The sequence below is a fragment of the Streptomyces canarius genome (assembly GCF_014650735.1).
GTDB classification, from domain to species: domain Bacteria; phylum Actinomycetota; class Actinomycetes; order Streptomycetales; family Streptomycetaceae; genus Streptomyces; species Streptomyces olivaceoviridis.
The window spans coordinates 63251-81497 of the sequence record NZ_BMVN01000025.1 but is presented as its reverse complement, the minus strand read 5'-3'; the positions used below and the strand labels follow the sequence as shown (position 1 = coordinate 81497).

The window sequence follows — 18247 nt, the reverse complement described above, 5'->3', positions numbered from 1 at the left end:
ACCCGCGGGTCAGCCCAGGGTCTGGGCCGCCGCCGGCGAGGAGTCCTTCAGGAACTGCGTGCAGCGCTCGTACTCCTCCTGCTCGCCGATCGCCTGCGCGGCGCGGGCGAGGCCGTGCAGGGCGCGCAGGAAGCCGCGGTTCGGCTCGTGCTCCCACGGCACCGGGCCGTGGCCCTTCCAGCCGCTGCGGCGCAGGGCGTCGAGGCCCCGGTGGTAGCCCGTACGGGCGTAGGCGTACGACTCCACGACCGAGCCCCGCTCGAACGCCTCGTCGGCAAGCTGCGCCCAGGCGAGGGAGGAGGCGGGGTACTTGGCGGCGACGTCCGCCGGCGCGGTGCCGTTCGCCAGGGCCTCGCGGGGCTCCGGGTCGTCGGGGAGGTGGGTGGGGGGCGGGCCGCCGAGCAGGTTCTCGTGAATCGTCATGGCTTCAGTTTGACGCACGGGTACGGCGGCCTGCTTGCGCGCCCCGAAGGGGCGCGGGGAACGGCGCGACCAGCCTGCGTAAGCGCCCCGAAGGGCCGCCGGGAGCTACGCGACCAGCCCCCACCGGACCGCGGCCGAGAAGACCCCCGCGCTCACCCCGGCCTGTCGGCTTCCAGCGGCGGAGCCGTCACGTTGCCGTGGGTCCGGCACTCCGGTCGCCGGCACCCCGGTGCCGGCCGGCGGACCAGGGCGAACGCGAGCGCCGAACCCAGTACCAGCACCCCCGCACAGATCGGCATCGCCCGGTCGAACGCCGCGTCGAACGCCGTGGGCGACCGGTACGCCTCCGGCCCCATCCCCGCCAGCAGCGGCAGCGCCGCCACCGCCACCAGCCCCGCCGCCCGCGCCGCCGCGTTGTTGATGCCGCTGGCCAGGCCCGCCCGGGCGGTGTCGACGGAGGCGAGGACCGTGGCCGTCAGGGGCGCGACCAGGGTGACCATGCCGGCGCCCATCACCAGGAGGGCCGGGAGCACGTCGGTCAGGTAGTCCGCGCCCTTCCCCACCCGCAGCATCAGCAGCATCGCGACCGCGCACAGCAGCGGGCCCACCGTCAGCGGCAGCCGCGGCCCGGTGCGGTCGGCGAGCGCGCCCGAGCGGGAGGAGAACAGCAGCATCAGGGCCGTGGTGGGCAGCAGGGCCGTACCGGCGGCGAGCGGCGAGTAGCCGGCCACCACCTGGAGCTGGAGCGCGGTGAGGAAGAAGAAGCCGCCGAAGGCCGCGTACACGCACAGGGTGACGAGGTTGACCGCCGTGAACTGGCGCGAGGCGAAGATGTCCGGCGGGAGCATCGGGTCGGGCCGGTGCCGCTCGACGTGCACGAAGGCCACCGCCGCCGCGAGGCCCGCCGCCCCGGTCAGGGCGACCGCAAGGGAGCCGCCCCGGGCCTCGATCAGCGCGTAGGTCAGAAGGGCGAGGGACAGCGCCCCGAGGGCCGCGCCCAGGACGTCGAAGCGGCCGTGGGCGCGCTGGTCGGCGGATTCCGGTACGTGCCGCAGCGCGATCGGCGCGCACAGCAGCGCCAAGGGCACGTTGAGGAGGAACACCCAGCGCCAGCCGGGTCCGGTCACCAGCCAGCCGCCGAGGAAGGGGCCGACGGCGGCGCCGATCCCGCCGAAGCCGGACCACAGGCCGACCGCCCGGCTGCGGTCGTCGGGGTGGAAGGACGCCTGGATGAGGGCGAGCGAGCCGGGCGTGAGCAGGGCCCCGCCGATGCCCTGGAGGGCGCGGGCGGCGATGAGGATCCCGGAGGTGGGGGCCAGGCCGCACAGCAGGGAGGCCACCGCGAACCAGACGACCCCGAGGACGAAGATCTTCCGGCGGCCGTAGCGGTCGCCCAGCGAGCCGCCCAGCAGGATCAGGCCGGCCAGCGTGACCATGTACGCGTTGACCGTCCACTGGAGGGCGGCGAGGTTCGCGTCCAGGTCCTGGCCGATGCGCGGCAGGGCGACGTTGACGACGGTGGAGTCCAGCATGGCCATGCTGGAGCCCAGGACGGTGGTGAGCAGGATCCACCTGCCCTGGGGCGAGGCGAGCCGGACGTCAGGCATGCCCCAGGTATACACGGGCCCGGCGGCATGGACAGCCGCCGGGCCCGCTGGAACGCCGTACCGCTTACTTGATCTTGTTGCCCGCCGAGCGCAGGTTCTGCGTGGCCTCGACGACGCGCGCGGCCATGCCCGCCTCGGCCAGCTTGCCCCAGGTGCGCGGGTCGTAGGCCTTCTTGTTGCCGACCTCGCCGTCGACCTTCAGCACGCCGTCGTAGTTCTGGAACATGTGGCCGGCGACCGGACGGGTGAAGGCGTACTGGGTGTCCGTGTCGAGGTTCATCTTCACCACGCCGTTCTCCAGCGCGGTCTGGATCTCCTGCTCGGTGGAGCCGGAGCCGCCGTGGAAGACGAAGTCGAAGGGGCCAGGAGAAGCAGGCTTGCCGAACCTGGCGGCGACGCCCTCGCTCAGCTCCTTCAGCAGCTCCGGGCGCAGCACGACGTTGCCCGGCTTGTACACGCCGTGCACGTTGCCGAAGGAGGCGGCCAGCAGGTAGCGGCCCTTCTCGCCCAGGCCCAGGGCCTCGGCGGTGCGGATCGCGTCGTCGACGGTGGTGTACAGCTCGTCGTTGATCTCGTGGGAGACGCCGTCCTCCTCACCGCCGGTCGGGGTGATCTCCACCTCCAGGATGATCTTGGCGGCGTGGGCGCGCTCCAGCAGCTCCTGGGCGATGGAGAGGTTGTCGGCGAGGGTCTCGGCGGAGCCGTCCCACATGTGCGACTGGAACAGCGGGTTGCGGCCGGCCTTGACGCGCTCCTCGGAGATCGCGATCAGCGGACGCACGTACCCGTCGAGCTTGTCCTTCGGGCAGTGGTCGGTGTGCAGGGCGATGTTGACCGGGTACTTCTCGGCGAGGACGTGCGCGTACTCGGCGAGGGCCACGGCACCGGTCACCATGTCCTTGCTGTACTGCCCGCCGAGGAACTCGGCCCCGCCGGTCGAGATCTGGACGATGCCGTCGCTCTCCGCCTCCGCGAAGCCGCGCAGGGCCGCGTTCAGGGTCTGCGAGGAAGTCACGTTGATGGCCGGGTAGGCGAACTTGCCTGCCTTCGCCCGGTCGAGCATCTCGTTGTAGACCTCGGGGGTTGCGATGGGCATCCTGTCCGCTCCTTGTGTTGCGGGTTGGCGTTCTGCGTTACGGCCCTGACCTAGACCTGGGGTGCGACGTCATCGTCGGCCCCATCTTTCCAGACATGGGGTGCTGGGTCGGCGCCCCGGTCAAGTGCAGGTCAAACCGCCCGGTCAGTCCAGACCCAGTTCATCCTTCGAGAAGGCGAACCGGTACGGAACGCCCGCTCCGGCCTCGATCTTCTCGGCGGCGCCGGTCGCCCGGTCCACGATGGTCGCGACGGCGACGACCTCGGCACCGGCCTCGCGGACGGCCTCGACGGCGGTCAGCGGGGAACCGCCGGTGGTGGAGGTGTCCTCCACCACCAGGACCCGGCGGCCCGCGATGTCCGGGCCCTCGACGCGCCGCTGGAGCCCGTGCGCCTTGGCGGCCTTGCGGACGACGAACGCGTCGACCTTGCGCCCGCGCGCGGCGGCGGCGTGCAGCATGGCGGCGGCGACCGGGTCGGCGCCCATGGTGAGCCCGCCGACCGCGTCGAACTCAAGGTCCGCGGTCAGGTCCAGCAGGACCTGACCGACCAGCGGGGCGGCCTCGCCGTCGAGGGTGACGCGGCGCAGGTCGATGTAGTAGTCCGCCTCCAGACCGGAGGAGAGGGTCACCTTGCCGTGCACCACGGCCTTGTCCTTGATCTGTTGCAGCAGCGCGCCGCGTGTGCCTGTCGGCATTACTCCGTTGACGTCCGTCATGCCGACCAGCTTAGAGCCGCCGCCAGCTCCAGGTCGTCCCGGCTTCCAGCGGGTCCAGCGGCGTGACCAGGCGCGGGAGGGTGTTCAGCCCGTTGGGCGGCCCGGTCTGCGGCTCCACGCAGACGGCCTCGGCCTGCTCGTCGTAGACCACCACCCAGTCCTCCCGGCTCGCCACCTTCAGCTGCAGCTGGCCGGGCCAGGTGAGGGTGACGTCGACGCCGCCGGGCATGCCGAAGCAGTCGTCCCAGGGGCCCGGCCGCGGGTCGACGCGGTTGCCGGTGGGCAGGTGGTCGGCGCCGCGCTCCTCCTGCCAGGCGGGCTCGAAGTCCAGCCGGACGTCCTCGCCGCCGAGGTTGCGGTGGAACCACGGGTGCCAGCCGAGCTGCGCCGGGAAGGAGTCGTCGTACGTCTCCACGGCCATCGTCAGCGTCAGGCCGTCCTCGGCGAGCGCGACGATCTGGGTGACGCGGCCGGGGTGCGGCCAGGGGTCGGTCAGCTCGTACGTGATCACCGCCTCGTTCTCCGAGACGCGCGCGGTGCGCCAGGCGCCGTCGCGGGCGGTGCCGTGGATGGCGTGCGGCGGGGAGTTGAGCGGCATCTGGCGGACGGTGCCGCCGTCCAGGAAGCGGCCGTCCCGGATCCGTCCGCACCAGGGCACCATCGGGAAGCAGCCGTAGCGGTCCCCCTGCCTCAGCAGTTCCAGGGAGCCGATCTTGAGGCTGCTGATACGGCCGCCGTTGGCCGGGCTGACGCGTGCTTCCGCTTCGCCTGCGGTCAGCGTGATGTCTTCGTTACTCACGGGACGACAGTACTGGGGGGAGAACGGTGCCGACCGCGCCCTTGGGGGGCGCGTCCGCTCAGCGGCGTTTGCGCAGTGCCTTGCTCACGACGATCGCCGACGCCACGACCAGTGCCGCCGCCGGTGCCGCCCAGCGCAGTGCGGAGGTCGCCGTGACCGTCTGCGGCGCCGGGACGGGGGCGTAGCGACCGCGCGGCGGGGCGTGGTCGACCTCCTCGGCGCTGCGGCCGATCATCGTGCGGCGGGCGTGCGCGGCCTCGGCGGGGGGTTCACCGGTCTCGGTGAAGTCGCCGGAGGGGCGGTCGGTGGAGGCGGTGACGATCCCGGTGTCGGCGTCCGCGTCCGTGCCGGTGTCCGTCTCCCGGACCGTGCCGGTGTCCGTGTCGAGGTCTTCGTCCGCGTCGAGGTCCTCGTCCGCGTCCGGGGCCAGGGCGGACGGGGGGACCTCGGTGTCGAAGACGGAGGTGCGGGCGGCACCGGCGGGGGGCTCCGGCCGAGCGCCCGCGTCGGCGTCCGCACCGGCACCGGCACCGGCGGCCAGCGACTCCAGGAAACGGCCCAGCAGCCGGGTCGCCGCGGCGGCCACCGTCTCCGCCGGCAGCTCCGCGATCCGGCCGGTCGCGTCCGCCGTGCCCTCGGCCGTGACCGTGCAGCCGCCCTCGGCATCCGCGAGGCGCAGGGTCAGGGCGAGCTTGACCGCGCCGGTGCCGCGCGCCTCGGCGGCGTCGCCCACGACGGCGTACGTGCCGTCCTCGCGGGCGGTCACCCGGGCCGTGCCGCGGTAGGTGACGGAGTGTCCACCGACCCGCAGCTTGAGCCGGCCGGTGATCGGTTCGGCACCGGCGTCCTGTTGCAGGCCGGGAACGGCCCGGGCCACGCGTGTCTGGTCGGCCAGTGCCGCGCCGATCCGCTCGGCGGGGGCCGGGACGAAGACCTGGTGCTCCATGTCCGTGGAGCCTACCCAGTTGTCGCCGGAACTCACCCGGCCGTGCGGCCGCTCAGTACCTCGGATGCACCAGTGTCGACACCGGCACCCCGGACACCCGCGTCCGTTGCGCCGCCCGCGCGTCCGCCGTCAGCCCGGCCTGCGTCAAGGCCCCCGCGCGCCCGCGGCCCACGCGCAGAGCGGGCGCGGCGTCCCCGCGCGCCGCCAGCAGGAACCCCCAGTCGTGTGGCGCCCGGGACGCCCCCGTGGAGCGGTCGGGGCCGGCCGCGCAGGCGGAACCGTGGCCGGGCACCCGGTAGGGCGAGACGGCGAAACCGGCGGCGCGCAGGGTGGCGGCGACGGTCCAGAAGGCGCGGGGCCGGGCGGCGACGGGCCCCGCGTGCACCACCAGGCGGCCGTGCGGGGCCAGGACGCGGCGGGCCAGGCCGTAGAACTCCTGGGAGTACAGCTTGGCGCCGGCGGTGATCCCGGGGTCGGGCAGGTCGCTGATCACGACGTCGTACGCCGGTCCGCTCGTCTCCCGCAGCCAGGTGAGCGCGTCGGCCGTGGTGACCCGCACGCGCGGGTCGGCGAGCGCGTGCCCGTTGAGGGCGGACAGGCCGGGGTCGCGGCGGGCCAGCCGTACCAGACCGGGGTCGAGTTCGACGATGTCCACGCGGCGCACCCCGGGGTGGCGCAGCACCTCGCGGGCGGCCAGGCCGTCGCCGCCGCCGAGGATCAGCACGCGCGCGTGCGGGCCGGTCAGGGCCGGCCGGACCAGGGCCTCGTGGTAGCGGTGCTCGTCCCGGCCGCCGACCCGGAGGCGGCCGTCGAGGAAGAGGTCGAGGGGTTCGCCGTGGGTGCCGCCGGCGAGGACGACCTCCTGGACGCCGGTCTGCACGGCCACCCGGACGTCCGTGCCGTAGACGGCGCGCCGGGCGGCCCGTTCGAAGTCGCCGGCGAGGGCGGCGGCGGAGGCGAGGACGCCGAGGACGGTGAGCCCGGCGAGGAGCAGGGTCCAGCGGGCGCGGCGGGTGAGGTCGCGGCGGAAGAGGCCGAGGACCAGGGCGCCGCCCGCGACGACGTTGACCGTCCCCGTCAGCAGGGCGCCCGTCAACTGGCCGAGGAACGGCAGCAGGAGGAACGGGAAGGCGAGTCCGCCGACCAGCGCGCCCACGTAGTCCGCGGCGAACAGGTCGGCCACCGCGCCGCCCGCGTCCTGCCGGCGGATGCGCTGGATCAGCTCCATCAGCAGCGGGACCTCGGCACCGATGAGCAGGCCGATGGCGAGGGAGAAGGCGACCAGGAGGCAGCGCGGCCCGTCGGCCCACATCCCGCCCCAGCCGGCGGTCCAGGCGAAGACGGCGTACAGGGCCATGGCGCTGCACCCGCCGATCAGCGCGAGGGCCGACTCGACCGCGCCGAATCCGGCCGCCGCGTGGCAGCGCAGCCGCTTGGCGCCGAGCGAGCCGATGCCCATCGCGAACACCATCACGGAGAGCACCACGGAGGCCTGGGTGACCGGGTCACCCATCAAGTACGAGGCGAAGGCGACGAGTTCGAGTTCGTACACGAGGCCGCAGGCCGCGCAGACGAACACGCACACGAGGACCAGGAACCGCCCGGTGCCGGGCCGGACGGGCAGCCGAGCGGGGCCTGTCCAGGAGGGCGGGGCGCCCGGGGGCGCGGGGGCGTGCGGTTCGATCACCCTGCGACGTTACGTCACTCGCCGGGCACGCTTCGTCACCCACACGTGTGGATCTGGGGGCGGTTGACGCAGTGCGGGTTTATGTCGCCGCGGAGTGCCGGGCCGCCGTCCGCTTCCGTGCCCCCACCCGGGTCCGGGTGGCCACCAGCTGGCCGTCCTGCGGGTAGGCGTGCCAGGTGCGCCAGTGCACCTGGCCCTCCTGGTGCTGGGCCAGCATCGCGGTGAAGGCGTGCGGGCTGCCCGGGAAGACTCCGGCGAGGCCGTGCGGGTGGTCGGATACCAGGGCCAGCAGTTCCTGGGCGCGGCCCGCGAACGAGCCGGGGGTGAGCACCTCCACGCGGGCGGCGAACTCGTACTCCCAGTCGCCGACGCGCTTGGCGACGCCCAGCGGCAGCGGGGTGCTGGAGCCGGGGATGCAGGCGACCGTCTCCGAACAGCGGCCTCGCTCTTCCTCCAGGAGCACCTGGTGGGACGCGCCGAGCAGCCTCAACTGTAGTTTCGCGCCGGTGAGTTCGAGATCGAGGGTGGCCAGGGCGGGCAGCGGCTCGCGTCCCAGGGCCCAGGCGAGATCCGCAGCGCGCGTATCGGTGTAGGTGGTGTTCAGGGTCGTGAGCATGGATCGGCTCCGCTAACACGCAAGGAGGGGGAGATCGGCCATGTCAGCCCAGCCGGCCCGGCCGGGGTGGGGAGCCTGGGGGACGTCCGAGGGGCTGCGTTGGCGATTTAGAGGGAATCATGAACAGTGGCGCCGCCACAGCGTTTTTACCCAACTTCGTGGGCTTTCCATCCCTCAGAGGGCTCCACAGCTCAACTGTTCAACCCCGGCGTACGCCGGGCGCGGGGAACGGAAGCGGCCGGGCGCCCGCCGGGAGGTCTCCCCCGACGGCCGCCCGGCCGTGTGCGACCCGGATGCGGATCCCCCCGTTCCGGAAGCTCGGCTGCCCCGTGTCAGCCGCCTCCGCCGCATCCGCCCCCGCCGCCGCACGACGAACCCCCGCCGCAGGACGAGCCCCCACCGCACGACGAACTCCCGCCGCACGACGAATTACCTCCGCAGGAGTGACCCCCGTGTCCCCCGTGCCCGCCGTGTCCCCCGTGCCCGCCGGACGAGCCGGAGCCGCCGCCGGCCCACCAGCTGTTGTCGCCCCCGCTGCCCGCGTAGGCCGCCGACGACGACGCCGAACCGCGGTACGCGCGGTTCCGCCGGCCGCCCTTGCCGAGCGGCACTCCGACGCGCCGGTTGCGGCGGTTACGGCCCGCCGCCGCCGCGATGACCAGAACCACGGCCACCGCCAGGATGATGCCGACGGTCATGGCGCCACCCTCCTTCCGTTCCCCCGAAGCGGCCCCCCGTGGGCGCCTCGCCGTTGCCGCGTCCTACCGCGGTGACCGGGGGATGCCCGGCCACGCCGGAGCGCAAAGCACAGTTGAGGAACTCCAGAGCTTGAGCGCAGGATGACCGGCATGACCTCCAGCGCACGCCCCCACCTCAACCGCCGGCTCGCCGCTTTCGGGACGACGATCTTCGCCGAGATGTCGGCGCTCGCCGTGGCGACCGGATCGATCAACCTGGGCCAGGGCTTCCCCGACACCGACGGCCCCGAGGAGATCCGGGAGGCCGCCGTGCGCGCGCTGCGCGACGGCCGCGGCAACCAGTACCCGCCCGGCCCCGGCGTCCCCGAGCTGCGTACCGCGATCGCCGCGCACCAGCTGCGCCGCTACGGCCTGTCCTACGACCCCGACACCGAAGTGCTGGTCACGGCGGGCGCGACCGAGGCCATCGCCGCCGCGCTGCTGGCGCTGGTCGAGCCGGGGGACGAGGTGGTGGCGCTGGAGCCGTACTACGACTCGTACGCGGCGAGCATCGCGATGGCGGGCGGCACCCGGGTGCCGGTCACCCTGCGCCCGCACGAGGGAAGCTTCCGGCTGGACCTGGACGAGCTGCGCGCGGCGGTCACCGACCGCACCCGGCTGCTGCTGATCAACACCCCGCACAACCCCACCGGCACGGTCCTCACGCGCGCGGAGCTGGCCGCCGTCGCCGAGCTGGCGGTGGAGCGGGATCTGCTGGTGGTGACCGACGAGGTCTACGAGCACCTGGTCTTCGACGGCGCCGAGCACCTGCCGCTGGCCGGGTTCCCCGGGATGCGGGAGCGGACGGTGAGCATCGGTTCGGCCGGCAAGACCTTCTCGTTCACCGGCTGGAAGGTCGGCTGGGTGACGGCCGCGCCGGAGCTGGTCAGCGCGGTCCGCGCGGTGAAGCAGTTCCTGACGTACGTCTCCTCGGGCCCCTTCCAGTACGCGGTGGCCGAGGCCCTCGCCCTGCCCGACTCCTACTTCGAGGAGTTCCGCCGGGGCATGCTGGCGCGCCGGGAGATCCTGGCGGAGGGGCTGACGGCGGCGGGCTTCGAGGTGTTCCGGCCGGCCGGGACGTACTTCGTCACCACCGACATCCGGCCCCTGGGCGAGAAGGACGGCTTCGCCTTCTGCCGCGCGCTGCCGGAGCGGGCGGGCGTGGTGGCCATCCCGAACGCGGTCTTCTACGACGACCGGGAGGCCGGGGCGCCGTTCGTGCGGTTCGCCTTCTGCAAGCGGGAGGACGTCCTGCGCGAGGCGGCGGAGCGGCTGCGGCGCATGTGAGCGCGCGGACTGCGGTCCGGGGGCGCGAAGGCCCCCGGACCGGCCGGGTCCGGGTTACTCCCCGTCGTCCTCGGGCTGCTCGGAGTCGTTGACCTCCTGCTCCAGGCCGAGCTGCTCGACCAGCCACTTGTCGAACTCGATCGCGGCCCGCACCCAGCTGACCGTGGAGGAGACGAAGTGGTTGATGTCGACGCCCGTGCCGATCAGCATCTGGGCCTCGCCGATCAGACGGACGGTGCCGTCGTCATGGGTGTGGGTGTACACCTTGGGCCACAGGGTGCGGCGGTTCCAGTCGTCGATGGACTCCAGCAGCTGCGGCTTCTCGTCGATCTTGTGGGGGCGGTCGTAGAAGGTCCGCACCGAGAAGATCGCCTGTTCGGCCTCTCCCCGGAACATGAAGTAAGTGCGGAACTGCTCCCACGGCGCGGCGAGGTCACCCTCCTCGTCGACGACGTACTTCAGCTCCATCTGGTCGAGAAGCTGCTTCACCAGGTCCTGATCCGGGAGGACGGGGCCCGCCGGTCCTTGGGGCTGCGGTTCGGGCTGGCCCCCGAAGTTCGGAATCGAGGACGGGTCGATGCTCACCGTGATTTTCCCTTCATGCGGATGCCGCCATCCTCCCCCAGGAGGGGCGGGGGATGGCAACCCCGTGCCGCCTGTCAGCCGAGGGCGGAAAGGAAGCCGGCGGGGCCGGGGCGGGTGATGACGCGGTCCTGCGCAGCCCCGGAGCGGTGCGAGGGGCCCTGTGGGTCCTGTGGTGGGGCTGCCGGCCTTCTGCGGTGTGGTGGTCCCTGTACGACGCCCTGAGCGGCGTCTGAGCGGCCCGCACGGCACGACGGCCCCCTGCCCGGCACAGGGCCGGGACAAGGGGCCGTGGTGTGCCCGCGTGCGGCTACAGGGTCTTCTCCGTCGCGGGGCCGACCAGCAGGCCCTCGCCGAAGCGGTCCACGCGGACCGTGTCGCCGTCCTTGACCTCGCCGGACAGGATCTCCTTGGCGAGCCGGTCACCGATGGCGCTCTGCACCAGCCGGCGCAGCGGCCGGGCGCCGTAGGCCGGGTCCAGGCCCTCCTCCGCCAGCCAGGCCAGCGCCTGCGGGGTGACGTCCAGGGTGAGCTGCCGCTCGGCAAGCCGCCGGGCCAGCCGGTCGATCTGGAGCGCCGCGATCCGCTCCAGCTCGGGCTTGGTGAGCGCCGAGAAGACCACGAGGTCGTCCAGCCGGTTGAGGAACTCCGGCTTGAAGGAGGCCCGGACGGTCTCCAGCACCTGCTCCTTCTTCTGCTCCTCGGTGGTCAGCGGGTCCATCAGGAAGTGGCTGCCCAGGTTGGAGGTGAGGACCAGGATGGTGTTGCGGAAGTCGACCGTACGGCCCTGACCGTCCGTCAGCCGGCCGTCGTCCAGCACCTGGAGCAGGATGTCGAAGACCTCCGGGTGGGCCTTCTCCACCTCGTCCAGCAGGATCACGCTGTACGGGCGCCGGCGCACGGCCTCGGTGAGCTGGCCGCCCTCCTCGTAGCCGACGTACCCGGGGGGCGCGCCGACCAGCCGGGCCACGCTGTGCTTCTCGCCGTACTCCGACATGTCGATGCGGACCATGGCCCGCTCGTCGTCGAAGAGGAAGTCCGCGAGCGCCTTGGCCAGTTCGGTCTTGCCGACACCGGTCGGGCCGAGGAAGAGGAAGGACCCGGTGGGCCGGTCGGGGTCGGCGATCCCGGCCCGCGAGCGGCGCACGGCGTCCGACACGGCCCGTACGGCCTCGCCCTGGCCGATGAGCCGCTTGCCGATCTCCTCCTCCATGCGCAGCAGCTTCTGCGTCTCGCCCTCCAGCAGGCGCCCGGCGGGGATGCCGGTCCAGGCGGCGACGACGTCGGCGATGTCGTCGGAGCCGACCTCCTCCTTGACCATGGTGTCCTTGGCGACCTCCTCCTCGGCGGCGGAGGCGGCCTCCAGCTCCTTCTCCAGCTGCGGGATCTCGCCGTACAGCAGCTTGGCCGCGGTGTCGAAGTCGCCGTCGCGCTGGGCCCGTTCGGCCTGTCCGCGCAGGTCGTCCAGGCGCTCCTTGAGCTCACCGACCCGGTTGAGGGACTGCTTCTCCTTCTCCCAGCGGGCGGTCAGGCCGCGCAGCTCCTCCTCCCTGTCGGCGAGGTCGCGGCGCAGCTTCTCCAGGCGGGCGAGGGAGGCCGGGTCGGTCTCCTTGCTGAGGGCCAGCTCCTCCATCCGCAGCCGGTCGACGGAGCGCTGGAGCTCGTCGATCTCCACGGGCGAGGAGTCGATCTCCATGCGCAGCCGGGAGGCCGCCTCGTCGACGAGGTCGATGGCCTTGTCCGGCAGGAAGCGGGAGGTGATGTACCGGTCGGACAGGGTCGCGGCGGCCACCAGCGCGGAGTCGTTGATCTGCACCTTGTGGTGGGCCTCGTAGCGCCCCTTGAGCCCGCGCAGGATCGCGATGGTGTCCTCGACGCTCGGCTCGCCGACGAAGACCTGCTGGAAGCGGCGCTCCAGCGCCGGGTCCTTCTCGATCCGCTCCCGGTACTCGTCCAGCGTGGTCGCGCCGATCATGCGCAGCTCACCGCGGGCGAGCATCGGCTTCAGCATGTTGCCCGCGTCCATGGCGGAGTCGCCGCCGGCACCGGCGCCCACGACGGTGTGCAGCTCGTCGATGAAGGTGATGATCTGCCCGTCGGACTCCTTGATCTCCGACAGGACGGCCTTGAGGCGCTCCTCGAACTCGCCGCGGTACTTGGCGCCGGCCACCATCGCGCCGAGGTCGAGCGCGACCAGCCGCTTGTCCTTCAGCGACTCGGGCACGTCGCCCTTGACGATCCGCTGGGCGAGCCCCTCGACCACGGCGGTCTTGCCGACGCCCGGCTCACCGATGAGGACGGGGTTGTTCTTCGTACGACGGCTCAGCACCTGCACGACCCGCCGGATCTCCTGGTCCCGCCCGATGACCGGGTCGAGCCGGCCCTCGCGGGCGGCGGCGGTGAAGTCGGTGCCGAACTTCTCCAGGGCCTTGTACTGGCCCTCCGGGTCGGCGGTGGTCACGCGGCGTCCTCCCCTGGCCTTCTGGAAGGCCTCCTGAAGTTTCTTCGCATCGGCGCCCTGCTCCTTGAGCGCGTCCCCGGCGGCGCCGCCCTTCGCGGCGATGCCGATGAGCATGTGCTCGGTGGACAGGTACTCGTCGCCGAGCGCCTTGGCGCGCTCGGCGGCGTCCGCGATCACGGCGAGCATCTCGCGGTTCGGCTGCGGAGGCGCGACGGTGGACCCGGTCACGCTGGGCAGACCGGCGAGGATGCGCTCCGCGCCGGAGCGTACGGCGGCCTGGTCGGCCTCGACGGCCGCGAGCAGGTCGGTGATGTTCTCGTTGTCCTGCCCCTGGAGCAGAGCCAGCAGCAGGTGAGCGGGGGTGAGATCCGGGTGCCCCTCGGTGAGGGCACGATTGCTCGCCGCGTTGATCGCGTCCCGGCTCCTGTTGGTCAGCTCGGCGTCCACGTGTGCGTTCTCCTCCTACCCGACGGTCCTGCCTCAACCAACGTACACAAACTTGAGTCTATTCCACTCAAGGCAGGCCGCGCACGGGTCCCGGCGGTGTTCGGTTAGGTTCACGGCATGGCCTCGTACTCCCAGGATCCGGCTGCCCCGGACGAGCCGTACCTCGCCTTCTGGCGCGAACGGCATCTGTGCACCTTGACGACCCTCCGCCCGGACGGCAGCCCGCACGTGGTGCCGGTGGGGGTGACCTACGACGCCTCGGCACGGCTGGCCCGGGTGATCACCAACAGGACCAGCACAAAGGTGGCCCATGTGCGCGCGGCCGGGGCCGAGGGGGCCAGGGTGGCGGTGTGCCAGGTGGACGGCCGGCGCTGGGCGACGCTGGAGGGGCGGGCGCGGGTGCGCGCCGAGCCGGAGCGGGTCGCGGAGGCGGAGCGGCGCTACGCGGAGCGGTACGAGCGGACGCCCTCGCCGAACCCGTCCCGGGTGGTGATCGAGATCGAGGTGGAGCGGGTGCTGGGGCGCGGCTGAGCGCGGCCGACGTCCGGCTGTTTCCGGCCACCGTGGAGTAGGCCCATACCCCGAAATGTCGCCGCAAACTGCAGCGGCGTCACCGTGTTCAGGTCACGGTGACGCCGCTGCGGGGGGAAGCACCTGAGCGATCTGTTACGACGGGGGAATCGCGTCAGGCACTGCGGGGGGTGGCCGAGATGGTTCGTACGTCGGACGGCGCCGGCTCGGACAGCCGGTGGTCCCGCCGGTCCAGGTTCACAAAGATCATTCCGTACCGGATGGCACAGCGCACCGGCTGCGGCGCGCCACGCGGCTTGCGCAGGCACCGGTACGCCCGCACATCCCCGTCCTCGTCCCGCGTGACGACGACCGGCTCACCGAACACGGTGACCATCAGCGAGTCACCACTGTGCGGGATGGCCGTGACCAGGTCGATGAAGTGCCAGCCGGAGCGGTAGGCGGTGGCCATCTCGCGACGGAAGGACCGGTCGTCGGGTGGAGTAGTCATCAGTCAGCCCCAGGTGGTGTCGTCCACACCATAGGAATGAGCCGTCCCGGTGCTGCCGTCACTCATGGCGACTGTCCGGGGAGCCACTCCCCAGGTCGTATCGCCCGCGGCGTCACGCTTCGCACCGGAGAGGCCACTCAGCGCGCCAATGGCCACAACGGTGGAGAAGGCGACGGCAAGCATCGACCGAAGCAATTTGTTGCGCATATTCGGCTTCGTCCTCACTTGAAGGTCCCCTCTTCCCCCGTCGAACAAGACGATGTCTCATTTGGGCACGTCATGGCCACACGATCGGTGCATCATGTTCCTGCATGTTCAGGACCCTGGGGGGTGGAGATTTGCCAACAAATCGGACCAAAGCGTCACATCCCCATGCCATGACCGAACTCTGCGAGGAGGGTAGCGGCCTTTACGCCAAGGCACTGCGCGTGGGGCGGATAGCCCGCGCGGACGCGGAAGCCGCCCCCTGCCTCATGGAGTTCGCCCTCCTGCAACCGGATCCGGACGACGCGAACTGGCTGCGCCCCACCCCGCCGTCCGTCGCCCTGGCCCAGCGGCTCAATCCGATCGAGCGCGAGATCTCCGACCGCAGGCGCCTGTCGATCGAACTGGCCGAGGTCTTCGAACCGTTCATGGCGCTCAGCGCCCAGGACACCACCTCCACCCACGCCATCTCGGTGCTGGAGGGCCTGGACCGCATCAACGCCGCCCTCGACGTGGCGACGGCCGAGTGCCGCTCCGAGGTGCTGACCGTGCAGCCGACCAGCCGCCGGCTGGAACACACCCTCCTCCAGGGCCTGGAACGCGACCGCCCCCTCCTCGAACGCGGCGTACGCATCCGGACCCTGTACCAGCACACCGCCCGCTACAGCCCCGAGACCCTCGGGTACGTGGCCCAGTTCTCCGTCGGGAAGGTGGAGTACCGCACCATCGACGAACTGGTGGAGCGGCTCATCATCTGCGACGAGACCGTCGCCTTCATCCCCGTGCGCGACGACCGCCAGGTCGCCCTGGAACTCCGCCACCCCGGCCTGGTGCGCTACCTGATCAAGGTGTTCGAGTTCATGTGGGCCCGCGCCGTGCCGCTGAGCACCGGCGCCCCCTACGAGACGGCCCCGGACGGCATCACGGACATCCAGCACTCCATCGCCAAGCTCCTGGTCGAGGGCCATGTCGACGAGGCCATCGCCCGCCGCCTCGGCATGAACGTGCGCACCTGCCGGGCCCACATCGCCAAGCTGGCCCAGGCCCTCGGCAGCGGCAGCCGCGCGCAACTCGGCTACCTCATCGCCCAGTCCGGCATCCTCGACCGGGAGCACTGAGGCGCGGTCCCGCCAAGGCTCAGCGCACGGCCGGGGGTTCCTGCTCCGGACCGGCGAGGGCGGTGGTCGGCAGGGGAGGGCGGTGGCCGTCCAGACCGACCTGGGCGATGCGGACGCCGAGTTGGGTACGGCTGGCCGCGCCCAGGGTCTCCGACAGACGGGCGATGTGGGCCCGGCAGGTGCGCACGCTGATGCCCAGGCGTTCGGCGATGACCGCGTCCTGGTGGCCCTCGGCAAGCAGCGCGGCGATGGACTGCTCGCGGTGCGAGATGCCCTCGATGCCGGTGTCGGGGAGCGGGGCCGTGAGCGGGATCGCCAGGCGCCACAGCCGTTCGAAGATCGTCACCAGGTAGGCGATGAGGGCCGGGTGGCGCAGCTCCAGGGCCATCGTGCGGTCGGTGTTGGCGGGGATGAACGCCACCGTGCGGTCGAAGAGGATGAGCCGGTCGATGACCTCGTCCAGGGTGCGCGCCTCCACCGCGTCGCCCATCAGCTCAAGGTAGTTCAGCAGGCCCTGGCCGTGCCGGGCCACATGCGTGTACAGGTCCCGCATCCGCACGCCCCGGCCGCGCAGCGCCAGCGCCCGGTGCAGGCCCTCGGAGAGCTCCGCCTCCCGCCGGATGCCGCCGGGCTGCACGGTGAGCACCTCGGTGGTGCACGCCTCGGTCGCCTCGTCCATCGCGGCCTGGATGCGGGAGAGCCCGTCCAGGACCCGGATGGCGCTGCCCTCGGCCGGCGCCGCCAGCGCGTTCAGCTGCCTTCCCAGGCCCGCGTACCACTCGAACGCGGCCACCGCCGAGCCCATCCGCCGCTGACTCGCGCTGACCTCGTCGTAGACCCCGCGCAGCAGCCGGGTCATGACCTCCTGCGGGGAGGTCGGCACCAGCCAGTCCATGTCGTCCGGGTCGGGGTGCAGCAGGGCGAGCTCCAGCAGGCAGGGCACCGGTTCGGCGTCCGTGCGCGGCACCCGTCCCCGGCGCACGGCACGGGAGTACACCCGGTCCCCGGCTGCGCACAGCCGGTCGGCACCGTGAGGATGCTCCTCCGCCCCGTGCCCGGCCATCGCCCATTCCACCCCCGGTGTGCTGCCACTTCCGTGGCGCAACTATGCGCGGCGCCGAACCGGGTCCGCAACACGGCTCCCTCCACGGCGGGCACCGGAAAATGCCGCTGTGTCCGGGTTTCGGCACCGGTCCGCTCCGCGCACCGCGGCCGGCCGGGGGTGGAACGCGGCGTCCTACTTCAGACCGACCGCCGCGCAGGCCGCCTTGTACTTGGCGGTGCAGATCTGGTCGACGGTGTAGATGCCGTCCGCGACGACCGTGTCCTTGATGGTGCGCTTGGTCAGCGCGGTCACCTGGACCAGCTTGGCCGGGATGTCCTTGGTGGTGGGGCTATCCACCCGGTCCTGGGTGAGGGCGTCGAACTGGATGTCCTTGCCCTGGAGCTTGGTGACGGCCATCTGCGCGGCGGCCTCGGCCTCGTCCGGGTAGGACTTGAAGACGCTCATGTACTGCTCGTCCGCCAGCACCCGCTGCACGGCGTCCAGTTCGGCGTCCTGACCGGTGATCGGGGGCAGATCGGTGACACCGGCCGCCTTCAGGGCCTTGATGATGCCGCCCGCCATACCGTCGTTGGCGGAGTAGACGCCGGCGATGTTGTCCTTGCCGATCTTCGCGATGGCCTTGGCCATGTTGGCCTCGGCGTACTCCGGCTTCCACTTGACGGTGTCGTAGCTGTCCGCGATGTCCACCTTGCCGTTCAGCTCGGAGAGCGCCCCCTCCTTGAACTGCTTGGCGTTCGGGTCGGTGGGCGACCCGTTCATCATGACGATCTTGTCGGAGGTGCCGGCGTCCGGGCCCAGGGCCTCCAGCAGGGTGCGGCCCTGCACCTCGCCGACGAGTTCGTTGTCGAAGGAGATGTAGGCGTCGATCGGGCCCTCGGCGAGACGGTCGTAGGCGATGACCGGAATCCCCGCGTCCTTGGCCTTCTTCACCTCGCCGGCGATGGCGTGCGCGTCCACGGCGTCGATGAGGATGACGTCGACCTTGCCGTCGATCATGTTCTGCATCTGCTCGGACTGCCGGGCGGCGTTCGCGTCGGCGTTGGCGTACTCCACCTTGCCCTGCTTCTTGGTGAGTTCGGCCACCTTGTCCCGGATGATGGGGTAGTCGAACTTGTCGTAGCGGGTGTTCGCCTTCTCCGGCAGCAGCAGGCCCACCGTGATGTCGTTGCCCTTGGTCGGGCTCGCACTCGCGCCGTCCCCCGTCACGTTCAGCACGCCACAGCCGGCGAGCGAGAGGGTCATCGTGGACACGGCCACGGATATGGCGATACGGCGCATGCGAGGGCTCACTTCAGGTGTGTTCCGGACGTGGGCGTTGCTATACGGCCCAGGTGTCTGAAAAGACAACGCGCAGGCCACACCTGGCGTCAAGAAGAATCACTTAACGAGTGCGCAACAGCACGCTCCGCTGCATCTGTGGAGGTCATGCGAAA

Annotated in this window: 18 protein-coding genes; 3 read left to right on the top strand and 15 right to left on the bottom strand. The window is 72.0% G+C overall.

Annotated elements, in window-relative coordinates:
* Nucleotides 1-9: 9 nt before the first annotated feature.
* From IE294_RS29515 to IE294_RS29475, 9 genes are all read right to left on the bottom strand, one after another.
* Entirely contained in the window at nt 10-423 is a 414-nt protein-coding gene (locus IE294_RS29515; protein WP_189891067.1) for a DUF3151 domain-containing protein, read from the bottom strand.
* A gap of 152 nt (nt 424-575) precedes the next feature.
* Nucleotides 576-2030 (bottom strand): MFS transporter, encoded by a 1455-nt coding sequence (locus IE294_RS29510; RefSeq protein WP_189891065.1) that lies wholly within the window; start codon nt 2028-2030, stop codon nt 576-578.
* Between the two features lie 64 nt (nt 2031-2094).
* Entirely contained in the window at nt 2095-3126 is a 1032-nt protein-coding gene (fbaA, locus tag IE294_RS29505) for a class II fructose-bisphosphate aldolase (protein WP_189816924.1), read from the bottom strand.
* 144 nt (nt 3127-3270) lie between these two features.
* Nucleotides 3271-3822, bottom strand: coding sequence for an orotate phosphoribosyltransferase (gene pyrE, locus IE294_RS29500; protein WP_189891134.1), 552 nt, complete (start codon nt 3820-3822; stop codon nt 3271-3273).
* 31 nt (nt 3823-3853) lie between these two features.
* Nucleotides 3854-4642 (bottom strand): aldose epimerase family protein, encoded by a 789-nt coding sequence (locus IE294_RS29495; protein WP_189891063.1) that lies wholly within the window; start codon nt 4640-4642, stop codon nt 3854-3856.
* A 58-nt stretch (nt 4643-4700) separates the two neighbouring features.
* Nucleotides 4701-5588, bottom strand: a complete 888-nt coding sequence (locus IE294_RS29490) for an SRPBCC family protein (RefSeq protein ID WP_189891061.1) — start codon at nt 5586-5588, stop codon at nt 4701-4703.
* Between the two features lie 52 nt (nt 5589-5640).
* Complete coding sequence (locus tag IE294_RS29485; RefSeq protein ID WP_189891059.1) at nt 5641-7275, bottom strand: polyamine aminopropyltransferase; 1635 nt, start codon at nt 7273-7275, stop codon at nt 5641-5643.
* Nucleotides 7276-7354: 79 nt separating this feature from the next.
* Entirely contained in the window at nt 7355-7891 is a 537-nt protein-coding gene (locus tag IE294_RS29480; RefSeq protein ID WP_189891057.1) for a DUF2617 family protein, read from the bottom strand.
* A 332-nt stretch (nt 7892-8223) separates the two neighbouring features.
* Nucleotides 8224-8589, bottom strand: a complete 366-nt coding sequence (locus tag IE294_RS29475; RefSeq protein ID WP_189891055.1) for a hypothetical protein — start codon at nt 8587-8589, stop codon at nt 8224-8226.
* A 141-nt stretch (nt 8590-8730) separates the two neighbouring features.
* Between IE294_RS29475 and IE294_RS29470 the strand changes: the two genes are divergently transcribed.
* Nucleotides 8731-9915 (top strand): pyridoxal phosphate-dependent aminotransferase, encoded by a 1185-nt coding sequence (locus IE294_RS29470; RefSeq protein WP_189891054.1) that lies wholly within the window; start codon nt 8731-8733, stop codon nt 9913-9915.
* Nucleotides 9916-9969: 54 nt separating this feature from the next.
* On the opposite strand, the gene IE294_RS29465 is transcribed toward IE294_RS29470, so the two are convergent.
* Both IE294_RS29465 and clpB read right to left on the bottom strand, forming a co-directional pair.
* Nucleotides 9970-10500 carry a type III secretion system chaperone family protein gene (locus IE294_RS29465; protein ID WP_015493304.1) on the bottom strand — a complete coding sequence of 177 codons (531 nt, stop codon included), beginning with the start codon at nt 10498-10500 and terminating at the stop codon, nt 9970-9972.
* A gap of 307 nt (nt 10501-10807) precedes the next feature.
* Nucleotides 10808-13405 carry an ATP-dependent chaperone ClpB gene (gene clpB / locus IE294_RS29460; protein ID WP_189891052.1) on the bottom strand — a complete coding sequence of 866 codons (2598 nt, stop codon included), beginning with the start codon at nt 13403-13405 and terminating at the stop codon, nt 10808-10810.
* A 117-nt stretch (nt 13406-13522) separates the two neighbouring features.
* On the opposite strand from clpB, the gene IE294_RS29455 reads away from it, so the two are divergent.
* Nucleotides 13523-13936 carry a pyridoxamine 5'-phosphate oxidase family protein gene (locus IE294_RS29455; protein ID WP_058081276.1) on the top strand — a complete coding sequence of 138 codons (414 nt, stop codon included), beginning with the start codon at nt 13523-13525 and terminating at the stop codon, nt 13934-13936.
* A 154-nt stretch (nt 13937-14090) separates the two neighbouring features.
* Here IE294_RS29455 and IE294_RS29450 read toward each other — a convergent pair whose 3' ends face one another.
* A complete protein-coding gene (locus IE294_RS29450; RefSeq protein WP_041665387.1) occupies nt 14091-14426 on the bottom strand; it encodes a Rieske (2Fe-2S) protein in 336 nt (111 codons plus the stop codon).
* A gap of 3 nt (nt 14427-14429) precedes the next feature.
* Nucleotides 14430-14633, bottom strand: coding sequence for a hypothetical protein (locus tag IE294_RS29445; protein ID WP_189891144.1), 204 nt, complete (start codon nt 14631-14633; stop codon nt 14430-14432).
* Nucleotides 14634-14803: 170 nt separating this feature from the next.
* Between IE294_RS29445 and IE294_RS29440 the strand changes: the two genes are divergently transcribed.
* A complete protein-coding gene (locus IE294_RS29440; RefSeq protein ID WP_373315865.1) occupies nt 14804-15748 on the top strand; it encodes a helix-turn-helix domain-containing protein in 945 nt (314 codons plus the stop codon).
* Nucleotides 15749-15767: 19 nt separating this feature from the next.
* Here the strand turns inward: IE294_RS29440 and IE294_RS29435 are convergent, their stop codons facing one another.
* Together IE294_RS29435 and IE294_RS29430 are read right to left on the bottom strand one after the other, a co-directional pair.
* Complete coding sequence (locus IE294_RS29435) at nt 15768-16811, bottom strand: helix-turn-helix transcriptional regulator (RefSeq protein ID WP_189816935.1); 1044 nt, start codon at nt 16809-16811, stop codon at nt 15768-15770.
* Between the two features lie 174 nt (nt 16812-16985).
* Complete coding sequence (locus IE294_RS29430) at nt 16986-18092, bottom strand: sugar ABC transporter substrate-binding protein (RefSeq protein ID WP_189891048.1); 1107 nt, start codon at nt 18090-18092, stop codon at nt 16986-16988.
* Nucleotides 18093-18247 lie beyond the last annotated feature (155 nt).

What these genes read in the sequence shown, in the direction of transcription:
- IE294_RS29515 (WP_189891067.1), bottom strand. Translation starts at nt 423, where the DNA reads ATGACGATTCACGAGAACCTGCTCGGCGGCCCGCCCCCCACCCACCTC.
- IE294_RS29510 (WP_189891065.1), bottom strand. Translation starts at nt 2,030, where the DNA reads ATGCCTGACGTCCGGCTCGCCTCGCCCCAGGGCAGGTGGATCCTGCTC.
- fbaA (WP_189816924.1), bottom strand. Translation starts at nt 3,126, where the DNA reads ATGCCCATCGCAACCCCCGAGGTCTACAACGAGATGCTCGACCGGGCG.
- pyrE (WP_189891134.1), bottom strand. Translation starts at nt 3,822, where the DNA reads ATGCCGACAGGCACACGCGGCGCGCTGCTGCAACAGATCAAGGACAAG.
- IE294_RS29490 (WP_189891061.1), bottom strand. Translation starts at nt 5,588, where the DNA reads ATGGAGCACCAGGTCTTCGTCCCGGCCCCCGCCGAGCGGATCGGCGCG.
- IE294_RS29480 (WP_189891057.1), bottom strand. Translation starts at nt 7,891, where the DNA reads ATGCTCACGACCCTGAACACCACCTACACCGATACGCGCGCTGCGGAT.
- IE294_RS29475 (WP_189891055.1), bottom strand. Translation starts at nt 8,589, where the DNA reads ATGACCGTCGGCATCATCCTGGCGGTGGCCGTGGTTCTGGTCATCGCG.
- IE294_RS29470 (WP_189891054.1), top strand. Translation starts at nt 8,731, where the DNA reads ATGACCGGCATGACCTCCAGCGCACGCCCCCACCTCAACCGCCGGCTC.
- IE294_RS29455 (WP_058081276.1), top strand. Translation starts at nt 13,523, where the DNA reads ATGGCCTCGTACTCCCAGGATCCGGCTGCCCCGGACGAGCCGTACCTC.
- IE294_RS29450 (WP_041665387.1), bottom strand. Translation starts at nt 14,426, where the DNA reads ATGACTACTCCACCCGACGACCGGTCCTTCCGTCGCGAGATGGCCACC.
- IE294_RS29445 (WP_189891144.1), bottom strand. Translation starts at nt 14,633, where the DNA reads ATGCGCAACAAATTGCTTCGGTCGATGCTTGCCGTCGCCTTCTCCACC.
- IE294_RS29440 (WP_373315865.1), top strand. Translation starts at nt 14,804, where the DNA reads ATGACCGAACTCTGCGAGGAGGGTAGCGGCCTTTACGCCAAGGCACTG.
- IE294_RS29435 (WP_189816935.1), bottom strand. Translation starts at nt 16,811, where the DNA reads ATGGCCGGGCACGGGGCGGAGGAGCATCCTCACGGTGCCGACCGGCTG.
- IE294_RS29430 (WP_189891048.1), bottom strand. Translation starts at nt 18,092, where the DNA reads ATGCGCCGTATCGCCATATCCGTGGCCGTGTCCACGATGACCCTCTCG.